This is a genomic window from Mycobacterium sp. NGS40 (genome assembly GCF_059812735.1).
Window position 1 is genome coordinate 39,339 of the sequence record NZ_JCALDG010000010.1, and the last position, 24,438, is coordinate 63,776.

Genomic DNA, 24,438 nt, shown 5'->3' on the forward strand with positions numbered 1-24,438 from the left:
CTAGATGCCAGTTTCCAAAGACGCCATCACCGCTGCACGGTACGCACGCGCCGCAGGTCGAGAATGCCCGGCGCGCCGATATCGGTGAATATCCGGGCCTGCTTCTCCCGGAGGCCGGCGAGGTCCAATTTGCCGGGGGTGAAGCCGATCGCCTCGAACCGTCGGGCTCGCCGCGATTCGGCCGCAACGGCGTTGACGGGTGGCTCCTCGTACGCCATGCCACCGGGATGCGAGACGTGATAGGTGCAGCCGCCGCGCGAGGTGCCCGACGTCAGGTCGATCAGCTCGAACTGTAACGGCACGTCGGTGGTGATCGTCGGATGCAGCGCGCTGGGCGGCTGCCACGCCTTGTACCGCACCCCGCCCACGTGGATGTCGGGGTTGTCGGTGGCCAGCAACGGCACCGGATAGCCGTTGCAGGTCACCACGTAGCGGTGCCGGTCGGCGCCGATGACGCGGATCTGCAGACGCTCGACCGAGGAGTCGACATAACGGGCGGTGCCCGTCGCGGTGGCCTCCTCGCCGAGGGTGTTCCACGGCTCGATCGCTCCGCGCAGCTCGATCTCGACGCCGTCGAAGACCGCGGTACCGATGCGCGGGAACCGGAATTCGGTGAACGGGTCCAGCCAGCTGGTCTCGAACGCGATACCGTGCGCGCGCAGGTCGGCGGCGACGTCGGCGATGTCGTGAATCAGGAAGTGCGGCAACAGGTATCGGCCGTGCAGATTAGTCCCGTGCCGGATCAGCGGGGCGCGCAGCGGCTCGTCCCAGAACCAGGCCACCAGCGAGCGCACCAGCAGCGACTGCACCATCGCCATCCGCAGGTGCGGCGGCATCTCGAAACCGCGCAGCTCCAGCAGGCCGAGCCGGCCACGGGGGCTGTCGGGGCTGTAGAGCTTGTCGATGCAGAACTCGGCGCGGTGGGTGTTGCCCGTGATGTCGGTCAGCAGGTGCCGCAGCGCACGGTCGGTCACCCACGGTTGTGGCGCCCCACCCTTGGAAGATGAAGCGAGCCGGGCGATCTCGGCGAACGCGATCTCGAGCTCGTACAGCGCCTCGGCGCGACCCTCGTCGACCCGTGGCGCCTGCGAAGTGGTGCCGACGAACCGGCCGGCGAACAGGTAGGACAGCGACGGGTGCCGCTGCCAGTAGGTCAGCAGCGAGACCAGCAGGTCCGGGCGGCGCAACAGCGGCGAGTCCGCCGGCGTCACGCCGCCGAGCGTGATGTGGTTGCCGCCCCCGGTGCCGCCGTGGCTGCCGTCGATGTCGAACGACTCCGTGGACAGGCGGGCCAATCGTGCCTGCTCGTAAAGCGTTTCGAGCTGCTGGCGCTGTTCGTCGAAACTGGCGGTGGGCGCGATGTTGACTTCGATCACGCCGGGGTCGGGCGTGATCGTCGTCGACTGCAGCCGCGGGTCCGGCGGCGGGCCATAACCCTCGATGACGACCGGGCTGCGGGTTTTGGCGGCCGCGGCCTCGATGCGGGCGACGATGTCGACGAAGTGTTCCAGCGCCTCGGTGGGTGGGATGAACACGTAGAGCAGCCCGTCCCGGGCCTCGGCGACCATCGCGGTCGGCGGCGCGGTGTCCGAGTCCTCCACCGGCGCGCTGGACGACTCCGCCGGCAGGGTGTGCGACACGGCGGTGGGATCGACGCCGAACGACGGCCGCGGCGGTTTCCAGCTGATCGAATTCAGGGGCAGTCGCAGCCCAGCGGGCGAATCTCCCTCCAGCAGCACGACGCGGCCGCGGCGCAGCTTCCAGTTCGCGCTGGCCCAGCCCAGGTCGTCGTCGCGGCGGTGTAGTGGAAGCACGAATGCGGCTGGGGCCGTGGTGGTTTCGTCGAGGTGAGCCAGCAGTGCCGCGCGCGCCTCGGCGTCGTCGTCGGCGAGGTCATCGCCGGGTTGCACCGCGTCGCCCTGCGGGAGGCGGACTTTGGCCGCCAGCCGGGCCAACGGGTCCTCGAAGGCGGGCCGCACCTGGGACAGCGGCAACCCCAGACCTTCGGCGACCTCGGCGAGGATCTTGTAGGCCGTCTCGGTGTCCGCGGTCGAACTCGTCGGCTGCGCCGCCCAGGGGTCGGCCAGCAGCGCGTCGTCGGTCCACAGTGGCAACCCGTCGGTGCGCCAGTACAGCCCGATCTGCCAGCGCGGCAACGGTTCTCCTGGATACCACCGACCCTGGCCGCGATGGATCAGCCCCTGCGGAGCCCACACCGCTTTGAGCCGAGCGGCCAGCGCCGACGCGCGCTCTCGTTTGTGCGGACCGTCTGCGGCGGTCGTCCACTCCTTATCGACCTGGTTGTCCACCGACACAAAGGTCGGTTCGCCGCCGACCGTCAGCCGGACATCGGCGGCGGCAAGCCGCTCGTCGACACCGCGGCCGACCGCGCAGATGGTCTCCCACGCCGCCTCCGCGTAGGGCCGCGTGACGCGCGGATCCTCATGGATGCGGGTGACGGTGTTGGAGAACTCCAGAGTGGTCTGACACGGGTCGGTGCTGCCGGTGATGGGAGCAGCGCTCGAGGGATGCGGGGTGGCCGCCAGCGGGATGTGGCCTTCCCCGGCGAACAGTCCTGACGTGGGATCGAGCCCGATCCAGCCCGCGCCGGGGATGTACACCTCGGTCCACGCGTGCAGGTCGGTGAAATCGGCCGCGGGCCCCGACGGCCCGTCGAGGGCTTCCACGTCGGAGGCCAGTTGCACCAGATAGCCGGAGACGAACCGGGCGGCCAGCCCGACCTGGCGCAGGATCGACACCAGCAGCCATGCCGAATCACGGCACGATCCGACACCGGTGCGCAGCGTGAAATCCGGTGTCTGGACGCCGGGTTCCATCCGCAGGCTGTAGGCCACGTCGGCGTTGACCGCATGGTTGAGTGCGACCAGGAAGTCGATGGTGCGGGTGCCGTTGGGCACCGAGAAGTTCTCCACCCAGGCCCGCGCCAGCTCACCGGGGCCCGACCCTTCGATGTCCTCGTCGACCGGGCGCAGATAGGGCTTGAGATCGTCGGCGAGCGCCTTGGGGTAGATCAACCCCGAAGCGGGAGGCCATGTTTCGGCCCAGTCTTCGATGAAGAAGTCGAACGGGTTGATCACCTTGAGGTCGGCGATCAGGCCGACGGTGATCGTCAACTGTTGCATGGGATTCGGAAACACAAGCCGGGCAAGGAAATTGCCGAGCGCGTCCTGCTGCCAGTTGATGAAGTGGTCGGCGGGCTCGACGCGCAGCGAGTATGCCTCGATGGGCGTGCGCGAGTGCGGAGCCGGGCGCAACCGCACCACGTGCGGGAACACTGAAACCAGCCGGTCAAAGGTGTAGCTGGTGCGATGCTCCAGCGCAACTTTGATGCTCATAACCGCTGATCTCATCACAAGGGCCGCAGCGCCGCAGCGCGCCGCGAGCGGGCAGAGCCGGGTCGGTTACGCGGAAACCGGTCCCGGCGGGGGGCCGGCGGGCGGTCCGGGCTGGTAGCCGGGCTGCTGCACCGGCACCACCTGACCACCCGAAAGCTTGCGGTAGGAGTACGTCAGGATCAGCGCCACCAGCGGGGCGGCCACCACGAGGCCGACACCGCACAACAGCGCACCGACGATGATCGTGGCCATGGTGACCAACCACACCAGCAGGGCGTTGAGGAAATTCGAGGCGACCAACGAGAAGCCCGAGGCGAACCCCTTGAAGGCGTTCTCCCCGCGGTCGACCACGAACAGGATGATGAACTGGGTGAAGATCCCCACGATGATGCCCGGAAGGAAGCACGCGGCATAGCCGACCGAAGTGACGATGCTGACCAGGATCGCGGCGAGAAACGCCATGCCGAGGTTGCGTGGCTTGAAGAAGGATCCGATGCTCACCGCCCGCCCGTCCGCGAGATCGAGGCATCCGGAGAAGAACGCGGCCTGGGCATACGCGGTCACAATCAGGGAGACGACGTAGCCAAGCCCGGCGACGGCCATACCGGTGGGACTGAGATTCGCCGCGAACGCGAAGTCATAGTCGGACGAGTCGTATGGGGTCACGTTCGAGCTCATGTTCTGGCCTACGAAGTTCAGCGCGGACGACGCGGCGAACAGCAGACCGAAAACAAGGGTGGGAACGATCAGCGCGACGGCATTCTTGGTGAAGGCGTTCCAGGCCCAGCTGAAGGCATCACCCACGCTGAATTGCGGCTTGGCCGGGCCGCCGTAGCCCGGGGGCGGTCCGTAGCCGGGAGGAGGAGCGCCGTAACCGGGGGGTGGGCCATAGCCCGGGGGTGGCGGCGGGGGCGCGCCATAACCGGGGGGTGGGCCGTATCCGGGCGGCGGTGCGCCGTATCCGGGAGGTGGCGCGCTTCCGGGAGGTGGGCCGTAGCCGGGTGGTGGCGCACTTCCGGGAGGTGGCCCATAGCCCGGAGGAGTGGGGCTGCTGCCGAGAGGTTCGGCCGAATCGCCTGGATGTTCGGGGGGCTGGCTCATGTTGTCGTCCTAACGTGCACGCGCGGAACTTGGATTGGCCTGGCTAGGCGAGCTGTTGTCCGGGTGGGGGCCCGGCGGGCGGTCCCGCCGGGTAACCGGGCTGCGCCAGCTCAACGACCTGACCGCCGGAAAGCTTGCGGTAGGTGTAGACCTGGATCAGCGCGGCAACCGGGATGGCCGCGATCATGCCCACCCCGCAGAGCAGCTCGCCGACCAGCACCACCGCGTACTGCACCAGCCACGACAGCAGCGCAGGGACGAGGTTGGCCCGCGTCGTCGCGATGCTGGCTTTGATGGATTCCACCGGTGACAGCGATCGGTCGACGGCGAACGGGATGGCGAACAAGGTGACGAACGCAAAGATGATGCCGGGGATGATGCACAGGATCGATCCGACCACGGTGCCTAACGCAATCAGCAACGCGACGACGAACACCGCCCCGACATTGCGTGGTTTGAAGAACGTGCCGATCGTCACCGGTTTGCCGTCGGCGATGTCCAGGCAGCCGGTCGTCACCCCCGCGTGCATGTAGATCGCAGCGATGAAGAGCAGCACGTAGCCGACGACCATGACCGCGATCGACGCCGGGCCGTACGCGATGTCCACGCCACTGGTCGTCTCGCCGTAGCTGTCGGTGTAGGTGGTGCTCGTGGTCTCACCGAAAACCATCGGCAGCAGCGCGGCGATCAGGGCGAAGATGGTGATCACCGCGACGTAGATCAGGACCGGAACGACCAGTGTGGCGATGTTCTGCTGGAACTTGCCCCACGCCCACTTGAACGCCTGGGTGACGTCGAACTGCGGGGACGCTGGTTCCCCGTAGCCGCCGAAACCGGGCGGCGGCGGGTAGCCCGCCGGCGGTGCGCCGTAGCCGGGGGGCGGGGGCGGCGGTGCGCCGTAGCCGGGCGGCGGGGGAGGTGGTGCGCCGTAGCCGGCAGGCGGCTGGCCGTAACCCGGAGGAGGCGGAGGCGGGGTGCCATAGCCCGGCGCGGCGTGCTGGGGTGGTGGCGCGTAGCCCGGCGGGTTCTGGTCGCCAGCGAAGGGTTCGGCCGGGTCGCCTGGCTGTTCAGGGGGCTGGCTCATGTGCCGTCCTAATTTGCTGTCGGAATCGCTTGCTGGGCATACGCGCGGAACTAGGCAACCCGGAACTTAGCAAATATGCGGCGGGGGAGCGAGGATTGGGCTTCGGTTGTTCCGGAGGTTGTTTCGGGGCTTGTTTCGCGGGTTGTTTCGGGGCCTGTTTTGGAGCCCTTTGCGGGGTCCCTTGCGGATCCCAGCGGCCAATACGCGTCCCTGCCCCAGCTGCGTGGTATGCCTGAAGCCGTGTCCGACGGTCTGTTTGACCTGCCCGGCGAATCGCAGACGGCCAACGACGCCCTGAGCGTGTCCGCCGGCGCGCCGCTGGCGGTGCGGATGCGCCCGGCCTCGCTGGACGAAGTCGTCGGGCAGGACCACTTGCTGGCGCCCGGCTCGCCGCTGCGCCGCCTGGTCGAGGGCTCGGGGGTGGCCTCGGCCATCCTGTACGGGCCGCCGGGCAGCGGCAAGACGACGTTGGCGGCGCTGGTCTCGCGCGCGACCGGCCGCCGATTCGAAGCGCTGTCGGCGTTGTCGGCGGGGGTCAAAGACGTCCGGGCGGTCATAGACAGCGCCCGCAAGGCCCTTCTTTCCGGCGAGCAGACGGTGCTGTTCATCGACGAGGTGCACCGGTTCTCCAAAACCCAGCAGGACGCCTTGCTGTCCGCGGTGGAGAACCGGGTGGTGTTGCTGGTGGCGGCGACGACCGAGAACCCGTCGTTCTCGGTCGTGGCGCCGCTGCTGTCGCGATCGCTGATCTTGCAGCTGCGCCCGCTGACGGCCGACGACATCCGGACCGTGGTGCAGCGCGCCATTGACGATCCGCGGGGGCTGGGCGGCCAGATCGGCGTGCAGCCCGAGGCCGTCGACCTGCTGGTGCAACTGGCCGCCGGCGACGCCCGGCGCGCGCTGACCGCGCTGGAAGTCGCCTCGGAGACGGTCGAGGCGGGCGGCGAGCTGACGGTGGCGGCCGTCGAGCAGTCACTGGACAAAGCCGCCGTGCGCTACGACCGTGACGGCGATCAGCACTACGACGTTATCAGCGCGTTCATCAAATCGGTGCGTGGCTCCGACGTCGACGCCGCGCTGCACTATCTGGCCCGCATGCTGGTCGCGGGAGAGGACCCGCGGTTCGTCGCGCGCCGGCTGATGATCCTGGCCAGCGAGGACATCGGGATGGCCGATCCGACGGCGCTGCAGATCGCGGTCGCCACCGCGCAGACGGTGGCGCTGATCGGCATGCCCGAGGCGCAACTGACGTTGGCGCACGCCACCATTCACCTGTCCACCGCGCCGAAGTCGAACGCGGTGACCACCGCACTGGCCGCGGCGATGAACGACATCAAGGCCGGCAAGGCGGGTCTGGTTCCGGCGCATCTGCGCGACGGTCACTATTCGGGAGCGGCCGCACTGGGTAACGCGCAGGGCTACAAATACGCGCACGACCACCCGGATGGCGTTGTCGCACAACAATATCCGCCGGACGAGCTGACCGGCGTCGACTACTACCGGCCGACCGGGCGCGGCGTCGAACGCGAGATCGGCGGACGGCTGGAACGGCTGCGCGCGATCATCCGCCGCAACCGCGGCTGACGCCTCAGACCAGGTCGGCCACTTTCACGTTGGCGATCGCCAGCTCGAACTCGGCCACGTCGACGATCTCGGCGCCCAGGTCGCGGGCCCGGCGGCTGCGCAGCTCGCTGGCCGCGTCACCGTTGCGAGCCATCGCCTCCGGGCTGTCGAACGTCGTGCACAACACCGCCCGCCGGCAGGTGGGGTGGTCGACCAGCAGGCTGGCGTTGCAGAAACCCTCGAGGTCCTCCATCTCCGGAACCACGACCAATTGGTAGAAGTCGAGAGAGCGCTCGAGCTGGTCCGGCACGATCTTGACCCAGGTGGCCCGCACCGCGGCGCCCTCGTGCGACGGCTGGCGACGGTTCAGGAAGGCCACGCTCCATTCCTGCACGCTGGCGCTGCCGTCGAACATCAACGCGATGTGGTCGCGGATGATGGCCACCCGCTCGGCGCTGGCGCGCATCTCCCGGATGCTCTCCCATGAGCTGGTGGCGATGCAGCGGCCCGATTGCCGGTCGACCAACAGCGAAAGGCCGACACACCCCTCAAGCTCCTCCATGGCGGGCACCACGACCTCGCGACAATGCGCGATTCCGGTGTCGATCGACTCGGGTTGTCCCTCGATGGTGAAAGAACGTGCGAACACGGATGGACCCCTAACTCCTCGGAGCAACGCCCCCTGCGTTGCGCGCCAACGGCCCCCTGGCAAATAACCTTCCTCCTCCCCGCTACCGCTGGCAATGGCTTCGCCGCAGTGTTCTCGCGGTGTTCTCCGGCTGTGGCCGCGCTCACAAACGGATGGCTGGTCCAGGGCACGTCCAGTGGTCGCGCCGTACGCTTGATCGGATGCAGACGGATGTGCTCGAGGTCGACACCAGCAGTCGTCGCATCGTGGACCTGACCGATGCGGTGCGCAGGTTTTGCTTCTCGTACGGCGACGGTCTGTGCAACGTGTTCGTCCCGCACGCGACGGCCGGGGTGGCGATCATCGAAACCGGCGCCGGATCCGACGACGACCTGGTCGAGACCTTGGAACGGTTGTTGCCCCGCGACGGCCGCTACCGGCACGCGCACGGCTCGGCCGGACACGGCGCCGACCACGTGCTGCCGGCGATCGTCGCGCCCTCGGTGACGCTGCCGGTCGCGGCCGGCGAGCCGCAGCTGGGCACGTGGCAAAGCGTCGTCTTGGTCGACCTCAACCGGGACAACCCGCGCCGCTCGGTGCGGTTGAGCTTTCTGGAGGGTTAGCTGCCGGGTAGGGGACGGCGCCGGGACCGGTACTGTGAGCGGTCGAAACGCGTCGTTGGACAGCTGATAGGAAGAAGCGGAAAAGAAGTGCAGACACACGAGATCAGGAAGCGGTTTCTTGATCACTTCGTGAAGGCGGGCCACACCGAGGTGCCGAGCGCATCGGTGATCCTCGACGACCCCAACCTGCTGTTCGTCAACGCCGGCATGGTCCAGTTCGTGCCGTTCTTCCTGGGTGCGCGCACCCCGCCGTACGCGACGGCCACCAGCATCCAGAAGTGCATCCGCACGCCGGATATCGACGAGGTGGGCATCACGACCCGGCACAACACCTTTTTCCAGATGGCCGGCAACTTCTCGTTCGGCGACTACTTCAAGCGCGAGGCCATCGAGCTGGCCTGGTCGTTGCTGACCACGTCCGTCGCGGACGGCGGCTACGGCTTGGACCCCGAAAAGATCTGGACCACGGTCTTTTTCGACGACGACGAGGCCATGCAGCTGTGGCAGGACATCGCCGGGCTGCCCGCGGAGCGGATCCAGCGACGCGGCATGGCGGACAACTATTGGTCGATGGGCATCCCCGGACCGTGTGGCCCGTCGTCGGAGATCTACTACGACCGTGGCCCGGAATTCGGTGTCGAGGGCGGCCCGATCGCCAACGAAGACCGCTACATCGAGATCTGGAATCTCGTGTTCATGCAGAACGAGCGCGGCGAGGGAACCGGCAAGGAAGACTTCGAGATCCTTGGGCCGTTGCCGCGCAAGAACATTGACACCGGCATGGGTGTGGAGCGGGTGGCGTTCATCTTGCAGGGCGTGCACAACGTGTACGAGACCGACCTGCTGCGCCCGGTCATCGACATGGTGGCAGCGCGCGCCCCGCGCGGCTACGACGCCGGCAACCACGACGACGACGTGCGCTACCGCGTGATCGCCGACCACAGCCGCACCGCCGCGATCCTGATCGGCGACGGCGTCAGCCCGGGCAACGACGGCCGCGGCTACGTGCTGCGCCGGCTGCTGCGCCGGGTGATCCGCTCGGCCAAGCTGCTGGGCATCGATGGACCGATCGTCGGCGACCTGATGACCACGGTGCGCGACGCGATGGGCCCGTCCTATCCCGAACTCGTCGCCGATTTCGACCGGATCAAGCGCATCGCCGTCGCCGAGGAGACCGCGTTCAACCGCACCCTGGCGTCGGGCTCGAAGCTGTTCGACGACGTGGCCGGTGCCACCAAAGCCGCCGGGGCCAAAGTGGTTTCCGGTTCGGACGCCTTCGCCCTGCACGACACCTACGGCTTCCCGATCGAGCTCACCCTGGAGATGGCGTCGGAGGCCGGCCTGCAGGTCGACGAACTCGGTTTCCGGGAGCTGATGGCCGAGCAGCGCCGGCGCGCCAAGGCCGATGCCGCCGCCCGCAAACACGCGCACGCCGACCTGACCGCCTACCGCGAGCTGGTCGACTCTGGCCCGACGGAGTTCACCGGCTTCGACGAGTTGAGCTCGCAGGCAAGGATTTTGGGCATCTTCGTCGACGGCAAGCGGGTGCCGGTGGTCGCGCACGGCGAGCACGGCGCCGAGGCGGCCGACCGAGTCGAGCTGATCCTGGACCGCACGCCGCTGTATGCGGAATCCGGTGGCCAAATCGCCGACGAGGGCACCATCAGCGGAACCGGAGCCGGCGAGAGCGCCCGGGCGGCGGTCACCGATGTGCAGAAGATCGCCAAAACCCTTTGGGTGCATCGGGTTAACGTCGAGTCCGGTGAGTTCGTCGAGGGCGACACCGTGATCGCGGCGGTGGACACCGGCTGGCGTAAGGGTGCAACCCAGGGTCACTCGGGCACCCACATGGTGCACGCCGCACTGCGACAAGTTTTGGGCCCCAACGCCGTTCAGGCCGGATCCCTGAACCGTCCGGGCTACCTGCGCTTCGACTTCAACTGGCAGGGCGCGCTGACCGACGAACAGCGCAGCCAGATCGAAGAAGTCACCAACGAGGCCGTGCAGGCCGACTTCGAGGTGCACACCTTCAACGAATCGCTGGAGAAGGCCAAGGCGATGGGCGCGATGGCGTTGTTCGGCGAGGCCTACCCCGACGAAGTGCGGGTGGTCGAGATCGGCGGCCCGTTCTCGCTGGAGCTGTGCGGCGGAACCCACGTGCACAACTCGGCGCAGATCGGCCCCGTGACGATCCTCGGCGAGTCGTCGATCGGCTCGGGGGTGCGCCGGGTGGAGGCCTACGTGGGGCTGGAGTCGTTCCGGCACCTGGCCAAGGAGCGGGCGCTGATGGCGGGGCTGGCGTCTTCGCTGAAGGTGCCCTCCGAAGAAGTGCCCGCCCGGGTGGCCAACCTCGTCGAGCGGCTCAAGGCCGCCGAGAAGGAACTCGAACGCGCCCGGCTGGCCGGTGCGAAGGCCGCGGCGGTCAATGCGGCAGCCGGCGCGGAGCGGATCGGTAACGTCCGTGTGGTGGCGCAGCGGATGGCGGGCGGGATGACGGCGGCCGATCTGCGTTCCCTCGTCGGAGACATCAAGGGCACGCTGGGCAGCGATCCCGCGGTGGTCGCCCTGATCGCCGAAGGCGAGAACGAGACGGTGCCCTACGCCGTCGCCGCCAATCCGGCCGCCCAAGATCTCGGGCTGCGCGCCAACGATCTGGTCAAACAGCTCGCCATGGCCGTCGACGGCCGCGGTGGCGGCAAGCCCGACCTGGCGCAGGGCTCCGGGAAGAACCCGACCGGCATTGACGCGGCGCTGGAGGCCGTCCGCTCCGAGATCGCCGTGATAGCGCAGGTCGGTTGAGTGGCATTGGCAGAGCATCGCTTGCCCGACCGGCCCGGCGACCCTAACCAGGACCCCGGGCGGGGACGGCGGGTTGGCATCGACGTGGGCAGGGTGCGCATCGGCGTGGCCGCCAGCGATCCCGACGGCATCCTGGCCACACCGCTGGAAACCGTGCGCCGGGACCGTTCCGGCAAGCACGTCCGACGGCTGGCCGAGCTCGTCCGCGAGCTGGAAGCCGTCGAGGTCGTCGTCGGGTTGCCCCGGACGCTGGCCGACCGCACCGGCCCGTCGGCGCTCGACGCGATCGAGATGGCCGAGGCGCTGGCCGAGCTTCTGGCGCGGGGAGCCGCGCCGGTGCCGGTCCGGCTGGCCGACGAGCGACTGACCACCGTCAGCGCGCAGCGTGCCCTGCGCGAGGCGGGAGTGCGGGCCAAGGAGCAGCGGGCGGTGATCGACCAGGCGGCGGCCGTCGCGATCCTGCAGAGCTGGCTCGATCAGCGCCGGGCGACGCTGGCCCAGTCGGGGGATGTCATCGATGGTTGATAGCGCACGCGACGAACGGGCCGAGCCGGCCGCGGTCGGTCCACCCCGGCAGCGGATGAGCCGGATGGCCCGCATCCAGGCCGAGCGCGGCCGTCGACGGCGCCGCTTCACCGGTCGCATCGTGCTGGGCGTGCTCGTCGTGATCGTGGTTGCCGCGGTGTTCGTCGGCTCCAAAATGTGGCACACGATGTTCGGCGCCGGCGACGACTACAGCGGAGACGGCAAGCGCGACATCGTGATTCAGATACAGGCCGGCGACTCGACGACGATGGTCGGTGAGACGCTGCACAACCAGGGTGTGATCAAGACCGTCCGGGCGTTCATCAACGCCGCGCACGGCAACGCCGCGATCACCTCGATCCAGCCGGGCTTCTACCGGCTGCGCACCGAGATCCCGGCCGATTCGGCCGTCGCGCGGCTGACCGACCCCGGCAACCGGGTGGGCAAGCTGGTCATTCCGGAAGGGCGCCAGCTCGACGACACCACCGACATGAAGACCAACAAGGTCAACCCGGGAATCCTGACGCTGATCTCCCGCGCCAGCTGCGTGGACCTCGACGGCAACAAGCACTGCGTCTCGGTGGAGGACCTGCGCGCGGCGGCGGGCAACACCCCGCCCAACGTGTTGTCGGTGCCGGCCTGGGCGATTCAGCCGGTCACCGAGCTGGGCACGGACCACCGCCGCCTCGAGGGCCTGATCGCACCGGGAACCTTCAACGTAGATCCGTCGGCCGCCCCGCAGAACATCCTGGCCAACCTGATCAGCGCGGGGGCCGCGACGTACATGCAGTCCGGGCTGGTGGACAGCGCGCAGGCGATGAAGCTGTCGCCCTACGACATCCTCGTGGTGGCCTCGCTGGTGCAGCAGGAATCCAACTCGCAGGACTTCGCGAAGGTGGCGCAGGTCATCTACAACCGGCTGAACGCCCACCACACACTGGAATTCGACTCGACGGTGAATTATCCGCTGGACCGTCGCGAGGTGGCCACCAGCGATGCCGACCGGGCGCAGAAGACGCCGTGGAACACCTACGTCTCACCGGGCCTGCCCGCCACGGCGATCTGCTCGCCCGGCATCGACGCGCTGCGTGCCGCCGAGCACCCCGAGCCGGGTGACTGGTTGTACTTCGTCACGATCGACGCCCAGGGGACCACGCTGTTCACCAAGGACTACAAGCAGCATTTGGCCAACATCGAGCTGGCTAAGCACAACGGTGTCCTCGACAGCACGCCCCGCTAGCGCGGGCCCGAGAAAGGCGGCCGTCCTCGGCTCGCCGATCGCCCATTCGAAGTCCCCGCAACTGCACCTGGCCGCCTATCGTGCGCTGGGCCTGGTCGGGTGGACGTACGAGCGCATCGAGTGCGGCGCCGAAGAGCTGCCGGGCGTCGTCGGCGGGTTCGGGCCGGAATGGGTCGGCGTGTCGGTGACCGCGCCGGGCAAGTTCGCCGCGCTGGAATTCGCCGACGAGCGCACCGAACGCGCCGAGCAGGTGGGATCGGCCAACACCCTGGTGCGCACGCCGCACGGCTGGCGGGCCGACAACACCGACATCGACGGCGTCAGTGGCGCCTTGGCGTCCATCGGGGGAGCCTCGGGATGGGCGCTGGTCTGTGGATCGGGCGGCACCGCGCCGGCGGCCGTCGTGGGCTTGGCGCAGCTCGGCGTCAGCGGCATCACGGTGGTGGCGCGCAACCCGCAGAAGGCGGCCCGGTTGATGGACCTGGGAACGCGGATCGGGGTGCCGACCCGGTTCCGCGGGCTGGACGAGGACGCCTTGGGTGACGAGGTGGCGGCGGCGCAGGTGCTGGTCAGCACGATTCCGGCCGATGTGGCGTCGCGGTATGCCGGCGCTTTCGCGCCGATTCCGGTGCTGCTGGACGCTGTCTACGACCCCTGGCCCACCCCGCTGGCCGCCGCGGTGGCCGACGCGGGCGGACGGGTGGTCAACGGCCTGCAGATGCTGCTGCACCAGGCCTTCGCGCAGGTGGAGCAGTTCACCGGGCTGCCGGCCCCCCGCGAAGCGATGACTTGCGCGCTGGCCGCCCTGGACTAGCGTTCCCTCGGTCTGGTGCCGACTTTCAGTCGCCGAGCGTGGGGCTTATGGACGAATTCGGGGCGGTTTCTGTACCTAGCCCCCACGCTCGGCGCACGCCACAGGAGAAAACCCATGCGGGCAACAGCGGCGGCGGTGGTGGCCGTCTGGCTGACGGTGCTGAGCTGCTACGACCTTCGGCACCGCCGATTGCCCAACCTGCTGACGCTGCCCGGTGCCGGCGTGATTCTGGTGGCCGCGGGGTGTCTGGGGCGCGGCGGGCCCGCGCTGGCCGGCGCCGCGGCATTGGCCGGCCTGTATCTGCTGGTGCACCTGATCGCACCGGCCGGGATGGGAGCCGGCGACGTGAAGCTGGCGATCGGCCTGGGCGGGCTGGCCGGCTGCTTCGGCGCCGCGGTGTGGTTTCTGGCGGCGGTGGCCGCGCCGCTGCTGACCGCGCTGGTGGCGGGGGGGCGGGGCGCCGGTTCGGTGCCGCACGGTCCGTCGATGTGTCTGGCCACCGCGGGCGCGGCGGGCCTGGCCCTGCTGGCCTGACGCTGGCCGGCACCATGGCAAGACCGGGCCGCGCACCATGGGAGAATGGGACCCGTGTTGCGTTGGATCACCGCCGGGGAGTCCCATGGCCGCGCGCTGGTAGCCGTGGTCGAAGGCATGGTCGCGGGCGTGGAGGTCACCTCCACCGACATCGGCGACCAGTTGGCCCGTCGCCGGCTCGGCTATGGCCGCGGCGCCCGGATGCAGTTCGAGCGGGACGCGGTGACCGTGCTGGCCGGGGTGCGCCACGGCGTGACCCTGGGCGGGCCGATCGCCATCGAGATCGGCAATACCGAATGGCCGAAGTGGGAAACCGTGATGGCCGCCGATCCGGTCGATCCCGCCGAGCTCGCCGACATCGCCCGCAACGCGCCGCTCACCCGGCCGCGGCCCGGGCACGCCGACTACGCCGGCATGCTCAAGTACGGCTTCGACGACGCCCGCCCGGTGCTGGAGCGGGCCAGCGCGCGGGAGACCGCCGCCCGCGTCGCGGCGGGAACCGTCGCCCGGTCGTTTCTGCGCCAGGCGCTCGGTGTCGAGGTGCTCTCGCACGTCATCGCGATCGGCCCGTCGCAGCCCTACGACGGGCCGCCGCCCGGACCGGATGACCTGGCGACGATCGACGCCAGCCCGGTGCGCGCCTTCGACAAGGCCGCCGAGCAGGCGATGATCGCCGAGATCGAGGCCGCCAAGAAGGACGGCGACACCCTCGGCGGCGTGGTGGAAGTCGTGGCGCTGGGCCTGCCGGTCGGACTGGGCTCGTTCACCAGCGGCGACAACCGCCTGGACAGCCAGCTGGCCGCCGCCGTGATGGGCATTCAGGCGATCAAGGGCGTGGAGATCGGCGACGGCTTCCAGACCGCACGACGCCGCGGCAGTCAGGCCCACGACGAGATGTACCCGGGGCCCGACGGCGTGATCCGCTCGACCAACCGGGCCGGCGGCCTGGAAGGCGGCATGACCAACGGCCAGGTGCTGCGGGTGCGGGCGGCGATGAAGCCGATCTCGACCGTGCCGCGGGCGCTGGCCACCGTCGACATGGCCACCGGTGACGAGGCCGTCGCCATCCACCAGCGCTCCGACGTGTGCGCGGTGCCGGCCGCCGGCGTCGTCGTCGAGACCATGGTGGCGCTGGTGCTGGCCCGGGCCGCGCTGGACAAATTCGGCGGCGATTCGCTGACCGAAACCCGGCGCAACATCGAGGCTTACCGGCGCGCGGTCGCCGAGCACGAAACACCGGCCGCGCGCGCCGAGGCGTCCGGGTAGGCGCGCGGTGACCCCCAGGGCGGTACTCGTCGGGTTGCCGGGCTCGGGCAAGTCGACCATCGGACGCCGGCTGTCCAAGGCGATGGGCGTCGGCTACGTCGACACCGACGTGCTGATCGAGCAGCAGACCGGCCGCACCATCGCCGACATCTTCGCCACCGACGGGGAACAGGAGTTCCGTCGCATCGAGGAGGACGTGGTGCGCGCGGCGCTGGCCACCCACGACGGGGTCGTGTCGCTCGGCGGCGGTGCGGTCACCACGGCCGGGGTGTGCGATGCGCTCGCCGGCCACACCGTCATCTACCTGGAGATCGGTGCCCGCGAAGGGGTGCGGCGCACCGGCGGCACGTCCGCGCGGCCCCTGCTGGCCGGCGGAAACCGGGCCGAGAAATACCGCGCGCTGATGGCGCAACGCATTCCGCTGTACCGGCGCGTCGCGACCATCCGGGTCGACACCAACCGTCGCAACCCCGGGGCGGTGGTGCGCTACATCATGTCCCGGCTGCCCCTGCAAACCACCCACCAGCCGGTCACGCCCGGCACCCCGAACGCCAGCAAGGCAACCACATGACAGAACCCACCCCACCGGTCACCGTGCAGGTGGCCGTCGATCCGCCGTACCCGGTGGTGATCGGCACCGGATTGCTGACCGAGCTGGGCGAACTGCTCGGCAGCCGGCACCGGGTCGCGATCCTGCACCAACCGGTCCTGGCGCAGACCGCCGAGGCGATCCGCAGCCACCTGGCCGGCCAGGGCGTCGACGCGCATCGCATCGAGATCCCCGACGCCGAGGCCGGCAAAGACCTGCCGGTTGTCGGATTCATCTGGGAAGTGTTGGGCCGCATCGGAATTGACCGCAAGGACGCACTGGTCAGCCTCGGCGGCGGCGCGGCCACCGACGTCGCGGGTTTCGCGGCCGCCACCTGGCTGCGCGGCGTCTCGATCGTGCATGTGCCGACGACCTTGCTGGGCATGGTCGACGCGGCAGTGGGCGGCAAGACCGGCATCAACACCGAGGCGGGCAAGAACCTGGTCGGCGCCTTTCACCAGCCGCTTGCCGTTCTGGTCGACCTGGCCACCCTGGAAACCTTGCCGCACAACGAGATCGTGGCCGGAATGGCCGAAGTCGTGAAGGCCGGGTTCATCGCCGATCCGGTGATCCTCGACCTGATCGAGGCCGACCCGCAGGCGGCCCTTGACCCCAAGGGTGAGGTGATGCCGGAGCTGATCCGTCGCGCGATCGCGGTCAAGGCCGAGGTGGTCGCCGCCGACGAGAAAGAATCCGAACTGCGCGAGATCCTGAACTACGGCCACACTTTGGGGCACGCCATCGAGCGCCGGGAGCGCTACCAGTGGCGGCACGGCGCCGCGGTGTCGGTGGGCCTGGTGTTCGCCGCCGAGCTCGCCCGGCTCACCGGCCGGCTCGACGACGAGACCGCCGCGCGTCATCGCGCCATTCTGACCTCGCTGGGCCTGCCCGTCAGCTACGACCCGGACGCCCTGCCCCAGCTGCTGGAATACATGGCCGGAGACAAGAAATCCCGCGCCGGCGTGCTGCGGTTCGTGGTTCTCGACGGGCTGGCCAAACCGGGCCGGCTGGTGGGACCGGACCCGGGCCTGCTGGTGACGGCCTACGCGGGAGTGTGTGCGCCATGACCGTCACCGTCAACGTCGTCAACGGCCCCAACCTGGGCCGGCTGGGCCGCCGTGAGCCCGAGGTCTACGGCGACACCACGCACGATCAGCTGGCCACGCTCATCGAACGCGAGGCCACCGAACTCGGACTCAAAGCCGTTGTGCGGCAAAGCGATAGCGAAGCCGAATTGCTGGACTGGATACACGCGGCCGCCGATGCGGGAGAGCCGGTGATCCTCAATGCCGGCGGCCTGACCCACACCTCGGTGGCATTGCGTGATGCCTGCGCCGAACTGCGGGCACCGCTGATCGAGGTGCACATCTCCAATGTGCATGCGCGCGAAGAGTTTCGGCGTCACTCATACCTGAGCCCGGTGGCGACCGGAGTGATCGTCGGGCTGGGTGTCGACGGGTACCTGCTGGCGCTGCGCTACCTGGCGAACACGGGCTAGCGACTAGTCCTTCTTCCCCCACTGCGAACTCGGCCATTCGGATTCCGGGCCCGCGTGCTTCGGGTCGGACTCGGTACGGATCACCTCGGTTTTGTCGTCGTCCGCACGGGTCGGGATCACCTCGGTTTTGGCGTCATCGGCACGAGTCGGGATCGTCTCGGTGGGCGCCTCCCGCTCGGCGGTGGCCACCGCCGAGGTCTGGGCCTGCGCTCCCGGGTGCTGCACCGGAACCTCACCCGTCGGTGCCTCGTCGGCGCTGGCGGCGGCGAACACGTCGGTGTCGGCGCGTTCCTCGTCTCCTCCCGTGCCGCGGTCAGCCGGGGGATTGCGGTCGATTCGCCATCGGCCGACGGCCACGCCGATGATGCCGGGCAGGAAGACGCACAGCGCGGTGAACGCCGCGAACGTCGTCACCTCGTTGATCAGGCCCCCGGTGTAGAGGCCCTTGTAGAACAGCGCGATGAGCCACGAGACGGCCCCGCTCACAATCCCGGCGAACAGGCCGGCCAGCAGCCAGGTCATCGCCAGATCCGCCCGGCGATCCGGATCCGCGTGGGCTTTCGCGTCGGCCCGGCCGTCCATCACCCCCCACACGCTCACGGCGATGACGAACACAAGAAGCAGTACGACACTTACCAGCGCGGCCTGTGTCTGCCACGCGTTGATGATCGCCCCCTGAAACAACCGGACAACAACCATCAGCCCAGCGAACGCCAATCCACGCAGCATCCAGTTACTCATGGCCAATCAGCGTAGCGAGTACCGTCGTGAGTCGTGACACATTCCCAGCGTCGAGACAATCTAAAACGCCAGATCGGGGCCAGTGGCTTGGACGCGATGCTGGTCACGGACCTGATTAACGTGCGTTATCTGTCAGGTTTCTCCGGATCCAACGGCGCGTTGCTGGTCTTCGCCGACGATCGCGAGGCCGTTTTAGCCACCGACGGCCGTTACCGCACCCAGGCCGCCGCTCAGGCGCCCGATCTCGAGGTCGCCATCGAGCGGGCGGTCGGGCGCCACCTGGCGGGGCAGGCGGCCGAGGCGGGCGTGTCCAAGCTGGGCTTCGAAAGCAATGTGGTCACGGTGGACGGCTTCGACGCCCTGACCAACGAGGTCGGCGAGCACGGCGGCGCGACCGAGCTGGTGCGGGCCGCCGGAATGGTCGAGGCGCTGCGCGAGATCAAGGACGCCGGCGAAGTGGCGCTGCTGCGACTGGCCTGCGAGGCCGCCGACGCCGCACTCAAAGACCTGGTCGGGCGGGGCGGCTTGCGGCCCGGCCGCACCGAGCGTGAGGTGAGCCGCGAGCTCGAGGCCTTGATGCTCGATCACGGCGCCGACGCGATCTCGTTCGAGACGATCGTGGCCGCCGGACCGAATTCGGCGATCCCGCACCACCGGCCGACCGACGCGGTCCTGGCCGACGGCGATTTCGTCAAGATCGACTTCGGCGCGCTGGTCGCCGGCTACCACTCCGACATGACCCGCACCTTCGTGCTGGGCAAGGCCGGCAAAGTCGCCGCCTGGCAGCTGGAGATCTACCAGCTGGTCGCCGAGGCGCAGCGGGCCGGCCGGGAGGCGCTGCGGCCGGGCGCCGATCTGCGTGAGGTGGACGGCGCGGCGCGGCAGGTGATCGTCGACGCCGGCTATGGCGAGCAGTTCAGCCACGGCTTGGGGCATGGGGTGGGTCTGCAGATCCACGAGGCACCGGGAATCGGCGCGACGTCGTCGGGGACTTTGCTGGCCGGTTCGGTGGTGACGGTGGAGCCCGGTGTCTACTTGCCCGGCCGCGGCGGTGTGCGCATCGAGGACACCTTGGTCGTGGGCGACCAGCCGGCCGCGGCGGAACTGCTGACCCGGTTCCCCAAGGAGCTGGCCATCCTGACGTAGCCGGCGTTCGCGCCCGGATGCTGCGTAGGATTCGGGAAATGGCCTACCTAGCCCTCATCGCCGTCTACGTAGTCGCCGCGTGCACCGCTCTGGCCGGGTTCTGGCTCACCGCCGTGTTGTTCGTCGGCCACGGCTACGACGCCACCGGGGTTGTCATGACGGCCGTCCGCCGGGTGGCCGGGCGGGGCCCGCTTCTGATCGCGGCCGGCGTCGGGCTGGGTTTGCTGGGCAACCTCGCCGCGAACCATCTGCCCCCGGCGCCCGCCTCCGACCTGGTGGCGCCGTCGCACCCGTCGGACCTGTGCGATCTCAACGACGGCCTTTTCGGCCTGTGCGGTGCCGGGCAGCTGCGCTAGCCGCGCGGTTAGTGGCGCACCGCAGCGCGGGTAAGCTGCATCCGGTGCTGTTCTGCTCGCACCGTTTGCGGCGGAACCCCGCTGCCGGGCAGCTGCCCGGCCTTGGAGAACAAGCCCTGTAAATTGGCCATCCTGTAGGAGATAGAGCGACCGTGGCATCGACTGCCGACTTCAAGAACGGACTGGTGCTGGTGATCGACGGCCAGCTGTGGCAGATTACCGAGTTTCAGCACGTCAAGCCGGGTAAAGGTCCGGCCTTCGTACGTACCAAGCTGAAGAACGTGCTCTCGGGCAAGGTCGTCGACAAGACCTACAACGCCGGCGTGAAGGTAGACACCGCCACCGTCGACCGCCGCGACGCCACCTATCTGTACCGCGACGGCTCGGACTTCGTGTTCATGGACAGCCAGGACTACGAACAGCACCCGCTGCCGGAATCGCTGGTCGGCGACGCCGCCCGGTTCCTGCTGGAGGGCCTGCCGGTGCAGGTGGCCTTCCACAACGGCGCACCCCTGTACCTCGAGCTGCCGGTGTCGGTCGAACTCGTCGTCACCCACACCGAGCCGGGCCTGCAGGGCGACCGGTCCAGCGCCGGCACCAAGCCCGCGACCGTGGAGACCGGCGCGGAACTGCAGGTGCCGTTGTTCATCAACACCGGCGACAAGCTCAAGGTGGATTCGCGCGACGGCAGCTACCTGGGTCGGGTCAACGCCTGACCATGCCGGACGGTAAATCGCCGAGGCCTGCCAAAGGACGCCACCACGCCCGTAAGCGCGCGGTGGACTTGCTGTTCGAAGCCGATTCCCGCGGCCTGACCCCGGTCGAGGTGGCCGAGGCCCGGATCGCGCTGGCGCAAGCCAACCCCGACGTCAAGGCGCTGCACCCGTACACGGTCGCGGTCGCGCACGGCGTCGGCGACCAGTTCGCCCACATCGATGACCTGATCAGCACCCACCTGCAGGGCTGGACGCTGGACCGGCTGCCCGCCGTCGACCGCGCGATCCTGCGAGTTGCGGTGTGGGAGCTGCTGTATGCCGACGACGTGCCGGAGCCGGTCGCGGTCGACGAGGCCGTGCAACTGGCCAAGGAGCTGTCCACCGACGAATCGCCGGGCTTCGTCAACGGCGTCCTGGGCCAGGTCATGCTGGTGACGCCGCAGATCCGGGCCGCGGCCAAGGCCATGCGGGGCAGCCAGGAAACGTGACCCGGCTGGAACTCCGCGTGTTCGTCGCCGCCTTCCTGGCCGCGACGGTGGTGCTGGGTGCGGTGATCTGTGCCGCGTACGGGTGGACCATCGTCGCCTCGGCGCTCTCGATCTACGCGCTGGGCGTGGGCGCCTGGCTGTACCACTCGATCGAGCGGCTGATCGTCGCCCGCCGCATCAGCACGGTGCGAGCGGCGGCCAGGCCGCTGCAGCCGCTATTGCCGGTGATGGCCGCGATCATGGGTCTCACTCAGGCGGTGGTGCGCTCGCTCAGCGACGTCGGCGATCTGCCGGTGCGACGGTGGGAGCTGCCTCGGCGGCGAGTCGTCGACAGCGACGAAAGCGAGCGCTGACCGAACAACGGCGATGCTGAGCGAAAAGATCGCGCACGCAGGCCAGACCGGATAACAATGAGGACGCGCGCTGATTCGTACGAGTCGTTTAGGTCGGTGTCGGGAAATATTCACTGCGGTAGCCGAGTATCGGACACCATCACAGAACAGGTGACGACATGAATCCCTACAGTGCCTACACGCGACGGCTGCGGGTCTCCGCGCTGGCGGCAGTGGCCAATCCGTCGTATACCCGCATCGACACCTGGAACCTGCTCGACGACGCATGCCGTCATCTCGCCGAGGTGGACCTGGCCGGGCTGGACAAGACGCACGAGGTGGCGAAGGTCAGGCGGCTGATGGACCGCCTCGGCGCCTACGAGCGGTACTGGCTGTATCCCGGGGCGGACAATCTGGCGACCTATCGTTCCCACCTCGACGGCCTGTCCACGGTGCGGCTGGCCGAGGAGGTGTCGCTGGCGGTGCGTCTGCTCAGCGAATACGGCGACCGCACAGCACTTTTCGACACTTCCACCCCGCTGGCCGACCAAGAGTTGGTGGCCCAGGCCAAGCAGCAGCAGTTCTACACCGTGTTGCTCGCCGACGACTCGCCGAATACCGGACCCGACTGCCTGGCCGAAGCCCTGCGGGCGTTGCGCTGCCCGTCCGACGACGTGCAATTCGAGCTGCTGGTGGTGCCCAGCGTCGAAGACGCCATCACCGCCGTCGCGCTGAACGGCGAGATTCAGGCCGCGATCATCCGCCACGACGTGGCACTGCGTTCGCGTGACCGGGTGCCGTTGATGAACACCCTGCTGGGCGCCACCGACGACGCGGTCGGACGCGACAGCGGCAGCGACTGCATCGAATGTGGCGACTGGATCCGTGAATTGCGGCCGCACATCGACCTTTATCTGCTCACCGACGAGTCGATCGCGGCGGGCAACGACGAGGAACACGACGTCTATGACCGGACGTTCTACCGGCTCAACGACGTCACCGATCTGCACAGCACGATACTGGCCGGACTCCGAAATCGTTTCGCCACACCATTTTTCGATGCTTTGCGGGCGTACGCGGATTCGCCGGTCGGGCAATTCCACGCGCTGCCCGTCGCCCGCGGCGCCAGCATCTTCAATTCCCGGTCACTGCAGGACATGGGGGAGTTCTACGGCCGCAACATCTTCATGGCCGAGACCTCGACCACGTCGGGCGGCCTGGACTCGCTGCTGGACCCGCACGGCAATATCAAGAAGGCGATGGACAAGGCCGCACGCACCTGGCACTCCAACCAGACCTACTTCGTCACCAACGGGACGTCGACGGCCAACAAGATTGTGGTGCAGTCGCTGACCCGGCCGGGCGACATCGTGCTGATCGACCGCAACTGCCACAAGTCGCACCACTACGGCCTGGTGCTGGCCGGCGCCTACCCGCTGTATCTCGATGCTTATCCACTGCCGCAGTTCGCGATCTACGGGGCGGTGCCGCTGGACACGATCAAGAAGGCGCTGCTGGACCTGGAGGCGGCCGGCCAGCTGGACAAGGTGCGCATGCTGTTGGTGACCAACTGCATCTTCGACGGCGTCGTGTACAACCCGCTGCGGGTGATGGAGGAGGTGCTGGCGATCAAGCCGGACATCTGCTTCCTGTGGGACGAGGCGTGGTACGCGTTCGCGACGGCCGTTCCGTGGGCCCGGCAACGCACCGCGATGGTGGCGGCGGACCGCTTGGAGCAGATGCTGGCATCGCCGGAATACGCTGCGGAATACCGTGATTGGGCCGCGAAGATGGAGGGGATCCCCCGGTCGGAGTGGGTCAACCACCGGCTGCTGCCCGACCCGGCCAAGGCGCGGGTGCGGGTGTACGCGACGCACTCCACGCACAAGTCGCTCTCAGCGTTCCGGCAGGCGTCGATGATCCATGTGCGCGACCGCGACTTCAATTCGCGCGCTCGCGACGCGTTCGGTGAGGCGTTCTTGACGCACACCTCGACCTCGCCCAACCAGCAACTGCTGGCCTCGCTGGACCTGGCGCGCCGGCAGGTCGACATCGAGGGATTCCAGTTGGTCCGCCAGACCTACGACATGGCACTGGTGTTCCGGCACCGCGTCCGCAAGGACCGGCTGATCAGCAAGTGGTTCCGCATCCTCGACGAAGCCGACCTGGTGCCCGAGGAGTTCCGGGCGTCGGCGGTCAGCTCGTACCGCGAAGTCCGGCAGGGCGCGCTGGCCGAGTGGAACGAAGCCTGGCGGTCCGATCAGTTCGTGCTGGATCCGACGCGCGTCACCCTGTTCCTGGGCAACACCGGGATGAACGGGTACGACTTCCGCGAGAAGATCCTGATGGACCGGTTCGGGATCCAGATCAACAAGACGTCGATCAACAGCGTGCTGCTGATCTTCACGATCGGTGTCACCTGGTCGAGCGTGCATCACCTGCTCGACGTGCTGCGCCGGGTCGCCACCGACCTCGATCGGGAGCGGGAGCTGGCCAGTGTGGCCGACTGGACGCTGCACCAGCGCCGCGTCGAGGAGATCACCGAGGATCTGCCACACCTGCCCGACTTCAGCGAATTCGATATCGCGTTCCGCCCGGTGGATGCCTGTGCGTTCGGTGACATGCGGGCGGCGTTCTACGCCGGCTACGAGGAGTCCGATCGCGAGTACGTGCAGATCGGCAGCGCCGGTCGGCGGATCGCCGAGGGCCGCAAACTGGTGTCCACCACGTTCGTGGTGCCCTACCCGCCCGGTTTCCCGGTGCTGGTTCCAGGGCAGGTCGTCTCCAAGGAGATCCTGTATTTCCTGGCGCAGCTCGACGTGAAGGAAATCCACGGCTACAACCCGGATCTCGGGCTGTCGGTGTTCACCGCGGAGGCATTGGACCGGCTGGAGGCGCAGCGCAGCGCGGCGTCGGCCGCGGTGGGCACCGCGTACCCGTCGTTCGAACTGCCCGCGGACACGTCGGTTCTCAACGGCGCGCGCAACGGTGATCGCATCCAGCGGGCCGTCACCGAAGACGCCTGACGTTTGATGCGGC

Annotated in this window: 23 protein-coding genes; 17 read left to right on the forward strand and 6 right to left on the reverse strand. The window is 68.7% G+C overall.

From position 1 onward, the window contains the following. Window positions 1-26: 26 nt before the first annotated feature. The 3 genes from AC5Y5O_RS16720 to AC5Y5O_RS16730 all read right to left on the reverse strand — a co-directional run bounded on the left by AC5Y5O_RS16720 (window position 27) and on the right by AC5Y5O_RS16730 (window position 5,541). Window positions 27-3,356, reverse strand: coding sequence for a transglutaminase family protein (locus AC5Y5O_RS16720; protein WP_500025853.1), 3,330 nt, complete (start codon window positions 3,354-3,356; stop codon window positions 27-29). A gap of 66 nt (window positions 3,357-3,422) precedes the next feature. Further along, on the reverse strand, window positions 3,423-4,457 hold the full coding sequence (locus tag AC5Y5O_RS16725; protein WP_500025857.1) for a hypothetical protein: 1,035 nt from the start codon (window positions 4,455-4,457) through the stop codon (window positions 3,423-3,425). A 43-nt stretch (window positions 4,458-4,500) separates the two neighbouring features. After that, window positions 4,501-5,541 carry a DUF2189 domain-containing protein gene (locus AC5Y5O_RS16730; RefSeq protein WP_500025859.1) on the reverse strand — a complete coding sequence of 347 codons (1,041 nt, stop codon included), beginning with the start codon at window positions 5,539-5,541 and terminating at the stop codon, window positions 4,501-4,503. A gap of 228 nt (window positions 5,542-5,769) precedes the next feature. Between AC5Y5O_RS16730 and AC5Y5O_RS16735 the strand changes: the two genes are divergently transcribed. Beyond that, a complete protein-coding gene (locus AC5Y5O_RS16735) occupies window positions 5,770-7,125 on the forward strand; it encodes a replication-associated recombination protein A (RefSeq protein WP_096286663.1) in 1,356 nt (451 codons plus the stop codon). 4 nt (window positions 7,126-7,129) lie between these two features. Here the strand turns inward: AC5Y5O_RS16735 and AC5Y5O_RS16740 are convergent, their stop codons facing one another. After that, window positions 7,130-7,753, reverse strand: a complete 624-nt coding sequence (locus AC5Y5O_RS16740; protein WP_096286665.1) for a hypothetical protein — start codon at window positions 7,751-7,753, stop codon at window positions 7,130-7,132. 212 nt (window positions 7,754-7,965) lie between these two features. On the opposite strand from AC5Y5O_RS16740, the gene AC5Y5O_RS16745 reads away from it, so the two are divergent. From AC5Y5O_RS16745 to aroQ, 10 genes are all read left to right on the forward strand, one after another. Then, on the forward strand, window positions 7,966-8,355 hold the full coding sequence (locus AC5Y5O_RS16745) for a secondary thiamine-phosphate synthase enzyme YjbQ (RefSeq protein WP_207768526.1): 390 nt from the start codon (window positions 7,966-7,968) through the stop codon (window positions 8,353-8,355). An 87-nt stretch (window positions 8,356-8,442) separates the two neighbouring features. Next, on the forward strand, window positions 8,443-11,154 hold the full coding sequence (gene alaS / locus AC5Y5O_RS16750) for an alanine--tRNA ligase (RefSeq protein ID WP_096286669.1): 2,712 nt from the start codon (window positions 8,443-8,445) through the stop codon (window positions 11,152-11,154). Next, window positions 11,155-11,679 carry a Holliday junction resolvase RuvX gene (ruvX, locus tag AC5Y5O_RS16755; RefSeq protein WP_096286671.1) on the forward strand — a complete coding sequence of 175 codons (525 nt, stop codon included), beginning with the start codon at window positions 11,155-11,157 and terminating at the stop codon, window positions 11,677-11,679. It abuts the gene before it with no gap. After that, a complete protein-coding gene (locus tag AC5Y5O_RS16760; RefSeq protein WP_096286673.1) occupies window positions 11,672-12,919 on the forward strand; it encodes an endolytic transglycosylase MltG in 1,248 nt (415 codons plus the stop codon). The genes ruvX and AC5Y5O_RS16760 overlap by 8 nt, the downstream gene beginning before the upstream one ends. Continuing rightward, window positions 12,894-13,733 (forward strand): shikimate dehydrogenase, encoded by an 840-nt coding sequence (locus AC5Y5O_RS16765; RefSeq protein ID WP_096286675.1) that lies wholly within the window; start codon window positions 12,894-12,896, stop codon window positions 13,731-13,733. The genes AC5Y5O_RS16760 and AC5Y5O_RS16765 overlap by 26 nt, the downstream gene beginning before the upstream one ends. Before the next feature lie 114 nt (window positions 13,734-13,847). After that, window positions 13,848-14,267, forward strand: a complete 420-nt coding sequence (locus AC5Y5O_RS16770) for an A24 family peptidase (protein ID WP_096286677.1) — start codon at window positions 13,848-13,850, stop codon at window positions 14,265-14,267. 54 nt (window positions 14,268-14,321) lie between these two features. After that, window positions 14,322-15,533 (forward strand): chorismate synthase, encoded by a 1,212-nt coding sequence (aroC, locus tag AC5Y5O_RS16775; RefSeq protein ID WP_500026142.1) that lies wholly within the window; start codon window positions 14,322-14,324, stop codon window positions 15,531-15,533. Window positions 15,534-15,540: 7 nt separating this feature from the next. After that, complete coding sequence (locus AC5Y5O_RS16780; protein ID WP_500025865.1) at window positions 15,541-16,104, forward strand: shikimate kinase; 564 nt, start codon at window positions 15,541-15,543, stop codon at window positions 16,102-16,104. After that, the gene (gene aroB, locus AC5Y5O_RS16785) at window positions 16,101-17,189 is read left to right on the forward strand and encodes a 3-dehydroquinate synthase (RefSeq protein ID WP_096286681.1); all 1,089 of its coding nucleotides are present in this window, start codon (window positions 16,101-16,103) and stop codon (window positions 17,187-17,189) included. Before AC5Y5O_RS16780 ends, aroB begins: the two co-directional genes overlap by 4 nt. Further along, on the forward strand, window positions 17,186-17,620 hold the full coding sequence (gene aroQ / locus AC5Y5O_RS16790; protein WP_096286683.1) for a type II 3-dehydroquinate dehydratase: 435 nt from the start codon (window positions 17,186-17,188) through the stop codon (window positions 17,618-17,620). The genes aroB and aroQ overlap by 4 nt, the downstream gene beginning before the upstream one ends. A 3-nt stretch (window positions 17,621-17,623) precedes the next feature. Here aroQ and AC5Y5O_RS16795 read toward each other — a convergent pair whose 3' ends face one another. After that, window positions 17,624-18,361 (reverse strand): B-4DMT family transporter, encoded by a 738-nt coding sequence (locus tag AC5Y5O_RS16795; RefSeq protein WP_207768503.1) that lies wholly within the window; start codon window positions 18,359-18,361, stop codon window positions 17,624-17,626. Between the two features lie 33 nt (window positions 18,362-18,394). On the opposite strand from AC5Y5O_RS16795, the gene AC5Y5O_RS16800 reads away from it, so the two are divergent. Next, window positions 18,395-19,507 (forward strand): M24 family metallopeptidase, encoded by a 1,113-nt coding sequence (locus tag AC5Y5O_RS16800; protein WP_096286687.1) that lies wholly within the window; start codon window positions 18,395-18,397, stop codon window positions 19,505-19,507. 38 nt (window positions 19,508-19,545) lie between these two features. Next, window positions 19,546-19,863: a hypothetical protein gene (locus AC5Y5O_RS16805; protein WP_096286688.1), complete on the forward strand. Its 318-nt coding sequence runs from the start codon at window positions 19,546-19,548 to the stop codon at window positions 19,861-19,863. A gap of 8 nt (window positions 19,864-19,871) precedes the next feature. Here AC5Y5O_RS16805 and AC5Y5O_RS16810 read toward each other — a convergent pair whose 3' ends face one another. Beyond that, complete coding sequence (locus AC5Y5O_RS16810) at window positions 19,872-19,994, reverse strand: hypothetical protein (RefSeq protein WP_279304391.1); 123 nt, start codon at window positions 19,992-19,994, stop codon at window positions 19,872-19,874. Between the two features lie 21 nt (window positions 19,995-20,015). Here AC5Y5O_RS16810 and efp point away from each other — a divergent pair, with 21 nt between their 5' ends. The 4 genes from efp to AC5Y5O_RS16830 all read left to right on the forward strand — a co-directional run bounded on the left by efp (window position 20,016) and on the right by AC5Y5O_RS16830 (window position 24,425). Beyond that, window positions 20,016-20,579 carry an elongation factor P gene (gene efp, locus AC5Y5O_RS16815; RefSeq protein WP_085221955.1) on the forward strand — a complete coding sequence of 188 codons (564 nt, stop codon included), beginning with the start codon at window positions 20,016-20,018 and terminating at the stop codon, window positions 20,577-20,579. Window positions 20,580-20,581: 2 nt separating this feature from the next. Next, a complete protein-coding gene (gene nusB, locus AC5Y5O_RS16820; protein ID WP_096286690.1) occupies window positions 20,582-21,067 on the forward strand; it encodes a transcription antitermination factor NusB in 486 nt (161 codons plus the stop codon). Next, window positions 21,064-21,420, forward strand: coding sequence for an antitermination protein NusB (locus tag AC5Y5O_RS16825; RefSeq protein WP_096286692.1), 357 nt, complete (start codon window positions 21,064-21,066; stop codon window positions 21,418-21,420). The genes nusB and AC5Y5O_RS16825 overlap by 4 nt, the downstream gene beginning before the upstream one ends. 158 nt (window positions 21,421-21,578) lie before the next feature. Then, window positions 21,579-24,425 carry an aminotransferase class I/II-fold pyridoxal phosphate-dependent enzyme gene (locus tag AC5Y5O_RS16830; protein ID WP_500025881.1) on the forward strand — a complete coding sequence of 949 codons (2,847 nt, stop codon included), beginning with the start codon at window positions 21,579-21,581 and terminating at the stop codon, window positions 24,423-24,425. Window positions 24,426-24,438 lie beyond the last annotated feature (13 nt).

Coding starts and splice junctions, on each gene's coding strand:
- AC5Y5O_RS16720 (WP_500025853.1), bottom strand. CDS start 3,356: ATGAGCATCAAAGTTGCGCTGGAGCATCGCACCAGCTACACCTTTGAC.
- AC5Y5O_RS16725 (WP_500025857.1), bottom strand. CDS start 4,457: ATGAGCCAGCCCCCCGAACATCCAGGCGATTCGGCCGAACCTCTCGGC.
- AC5Y5O_RS16730 (WP_500025859.1), bottom strand. CDS start 5,541: ATGAGCCAGCCCCCTGAACAGCCAGGCGACCCGGCCGAACCCTTCGCT.
- AC5Y5O_RS16735 (WP_096286663.1), top strand. CDS start 5,770: ATGCCTGAAGCCGTGTCCGACGGTCTGTTTGACCTGCCCGGCGAATCG.
- AC5Y5O_RS16760 (WP_096286673.1), top strand. CDS start 11,672: ATGGTTGATAGCGCACGCGACGAACGGGCCGAGCCGGCCGCGGTCGGT.
- AC5Y5O_RS16770 (WP_096286677.1), top strand. CDS start 13,848: ATGCGGGCAACAGCGGCGGCGGTGGTGGCCGTCTGGCTGACGGTGCTG.
- aroB (WP_096286681.1), top strand. CDS start 16,101: ATGACAGAACCCACCCCACCGGTCACCGTGCAGGTGGCCGTCGATCCG.
- aroQ (WP_096286683.1), top strand. CDS start 17,186: ATGACCGTCACCGTCAACGTCGTCAACGGCCCCAACCTGGGCCGGCTG.
- AC5Y5O_RS16795 (WP_207768503.1), bottom strand. CDS start 18,361: ATGAGTAACTGGATGCTGCGTGGATTGGCGTTCGCTGGGCTGATGGTT.
- AC5Y5O_RS16805 (WP_096286688.1), top strand. CDS start 19,546: ATGGCCTACCTAGCCCTCATCGCCGTCTACGTAGTCGCCGCGTGCACC.
- AC5Y5O_RS16810 (WP_279304391.1), bottom strand. CDS start 19,994: ATGGCCAATTTACAGGGCTTGTTCTCCAAGGCCGGGCAGCTGCCCGGC.
- nusB (WP_096286690.1), top strand. CDS start 20,582: ATGCCGGACGGTAAATCGCCGAGGCCTGCCAAAGGACGCCACCACGCC.
- AC5Y5O_RS16830 (WP_500025881.1), top strand. CDS start 21,579: ATGAATCCCTACAGTGCCTACACGCGACGGCTGCGGGTCTCCGCGCTG.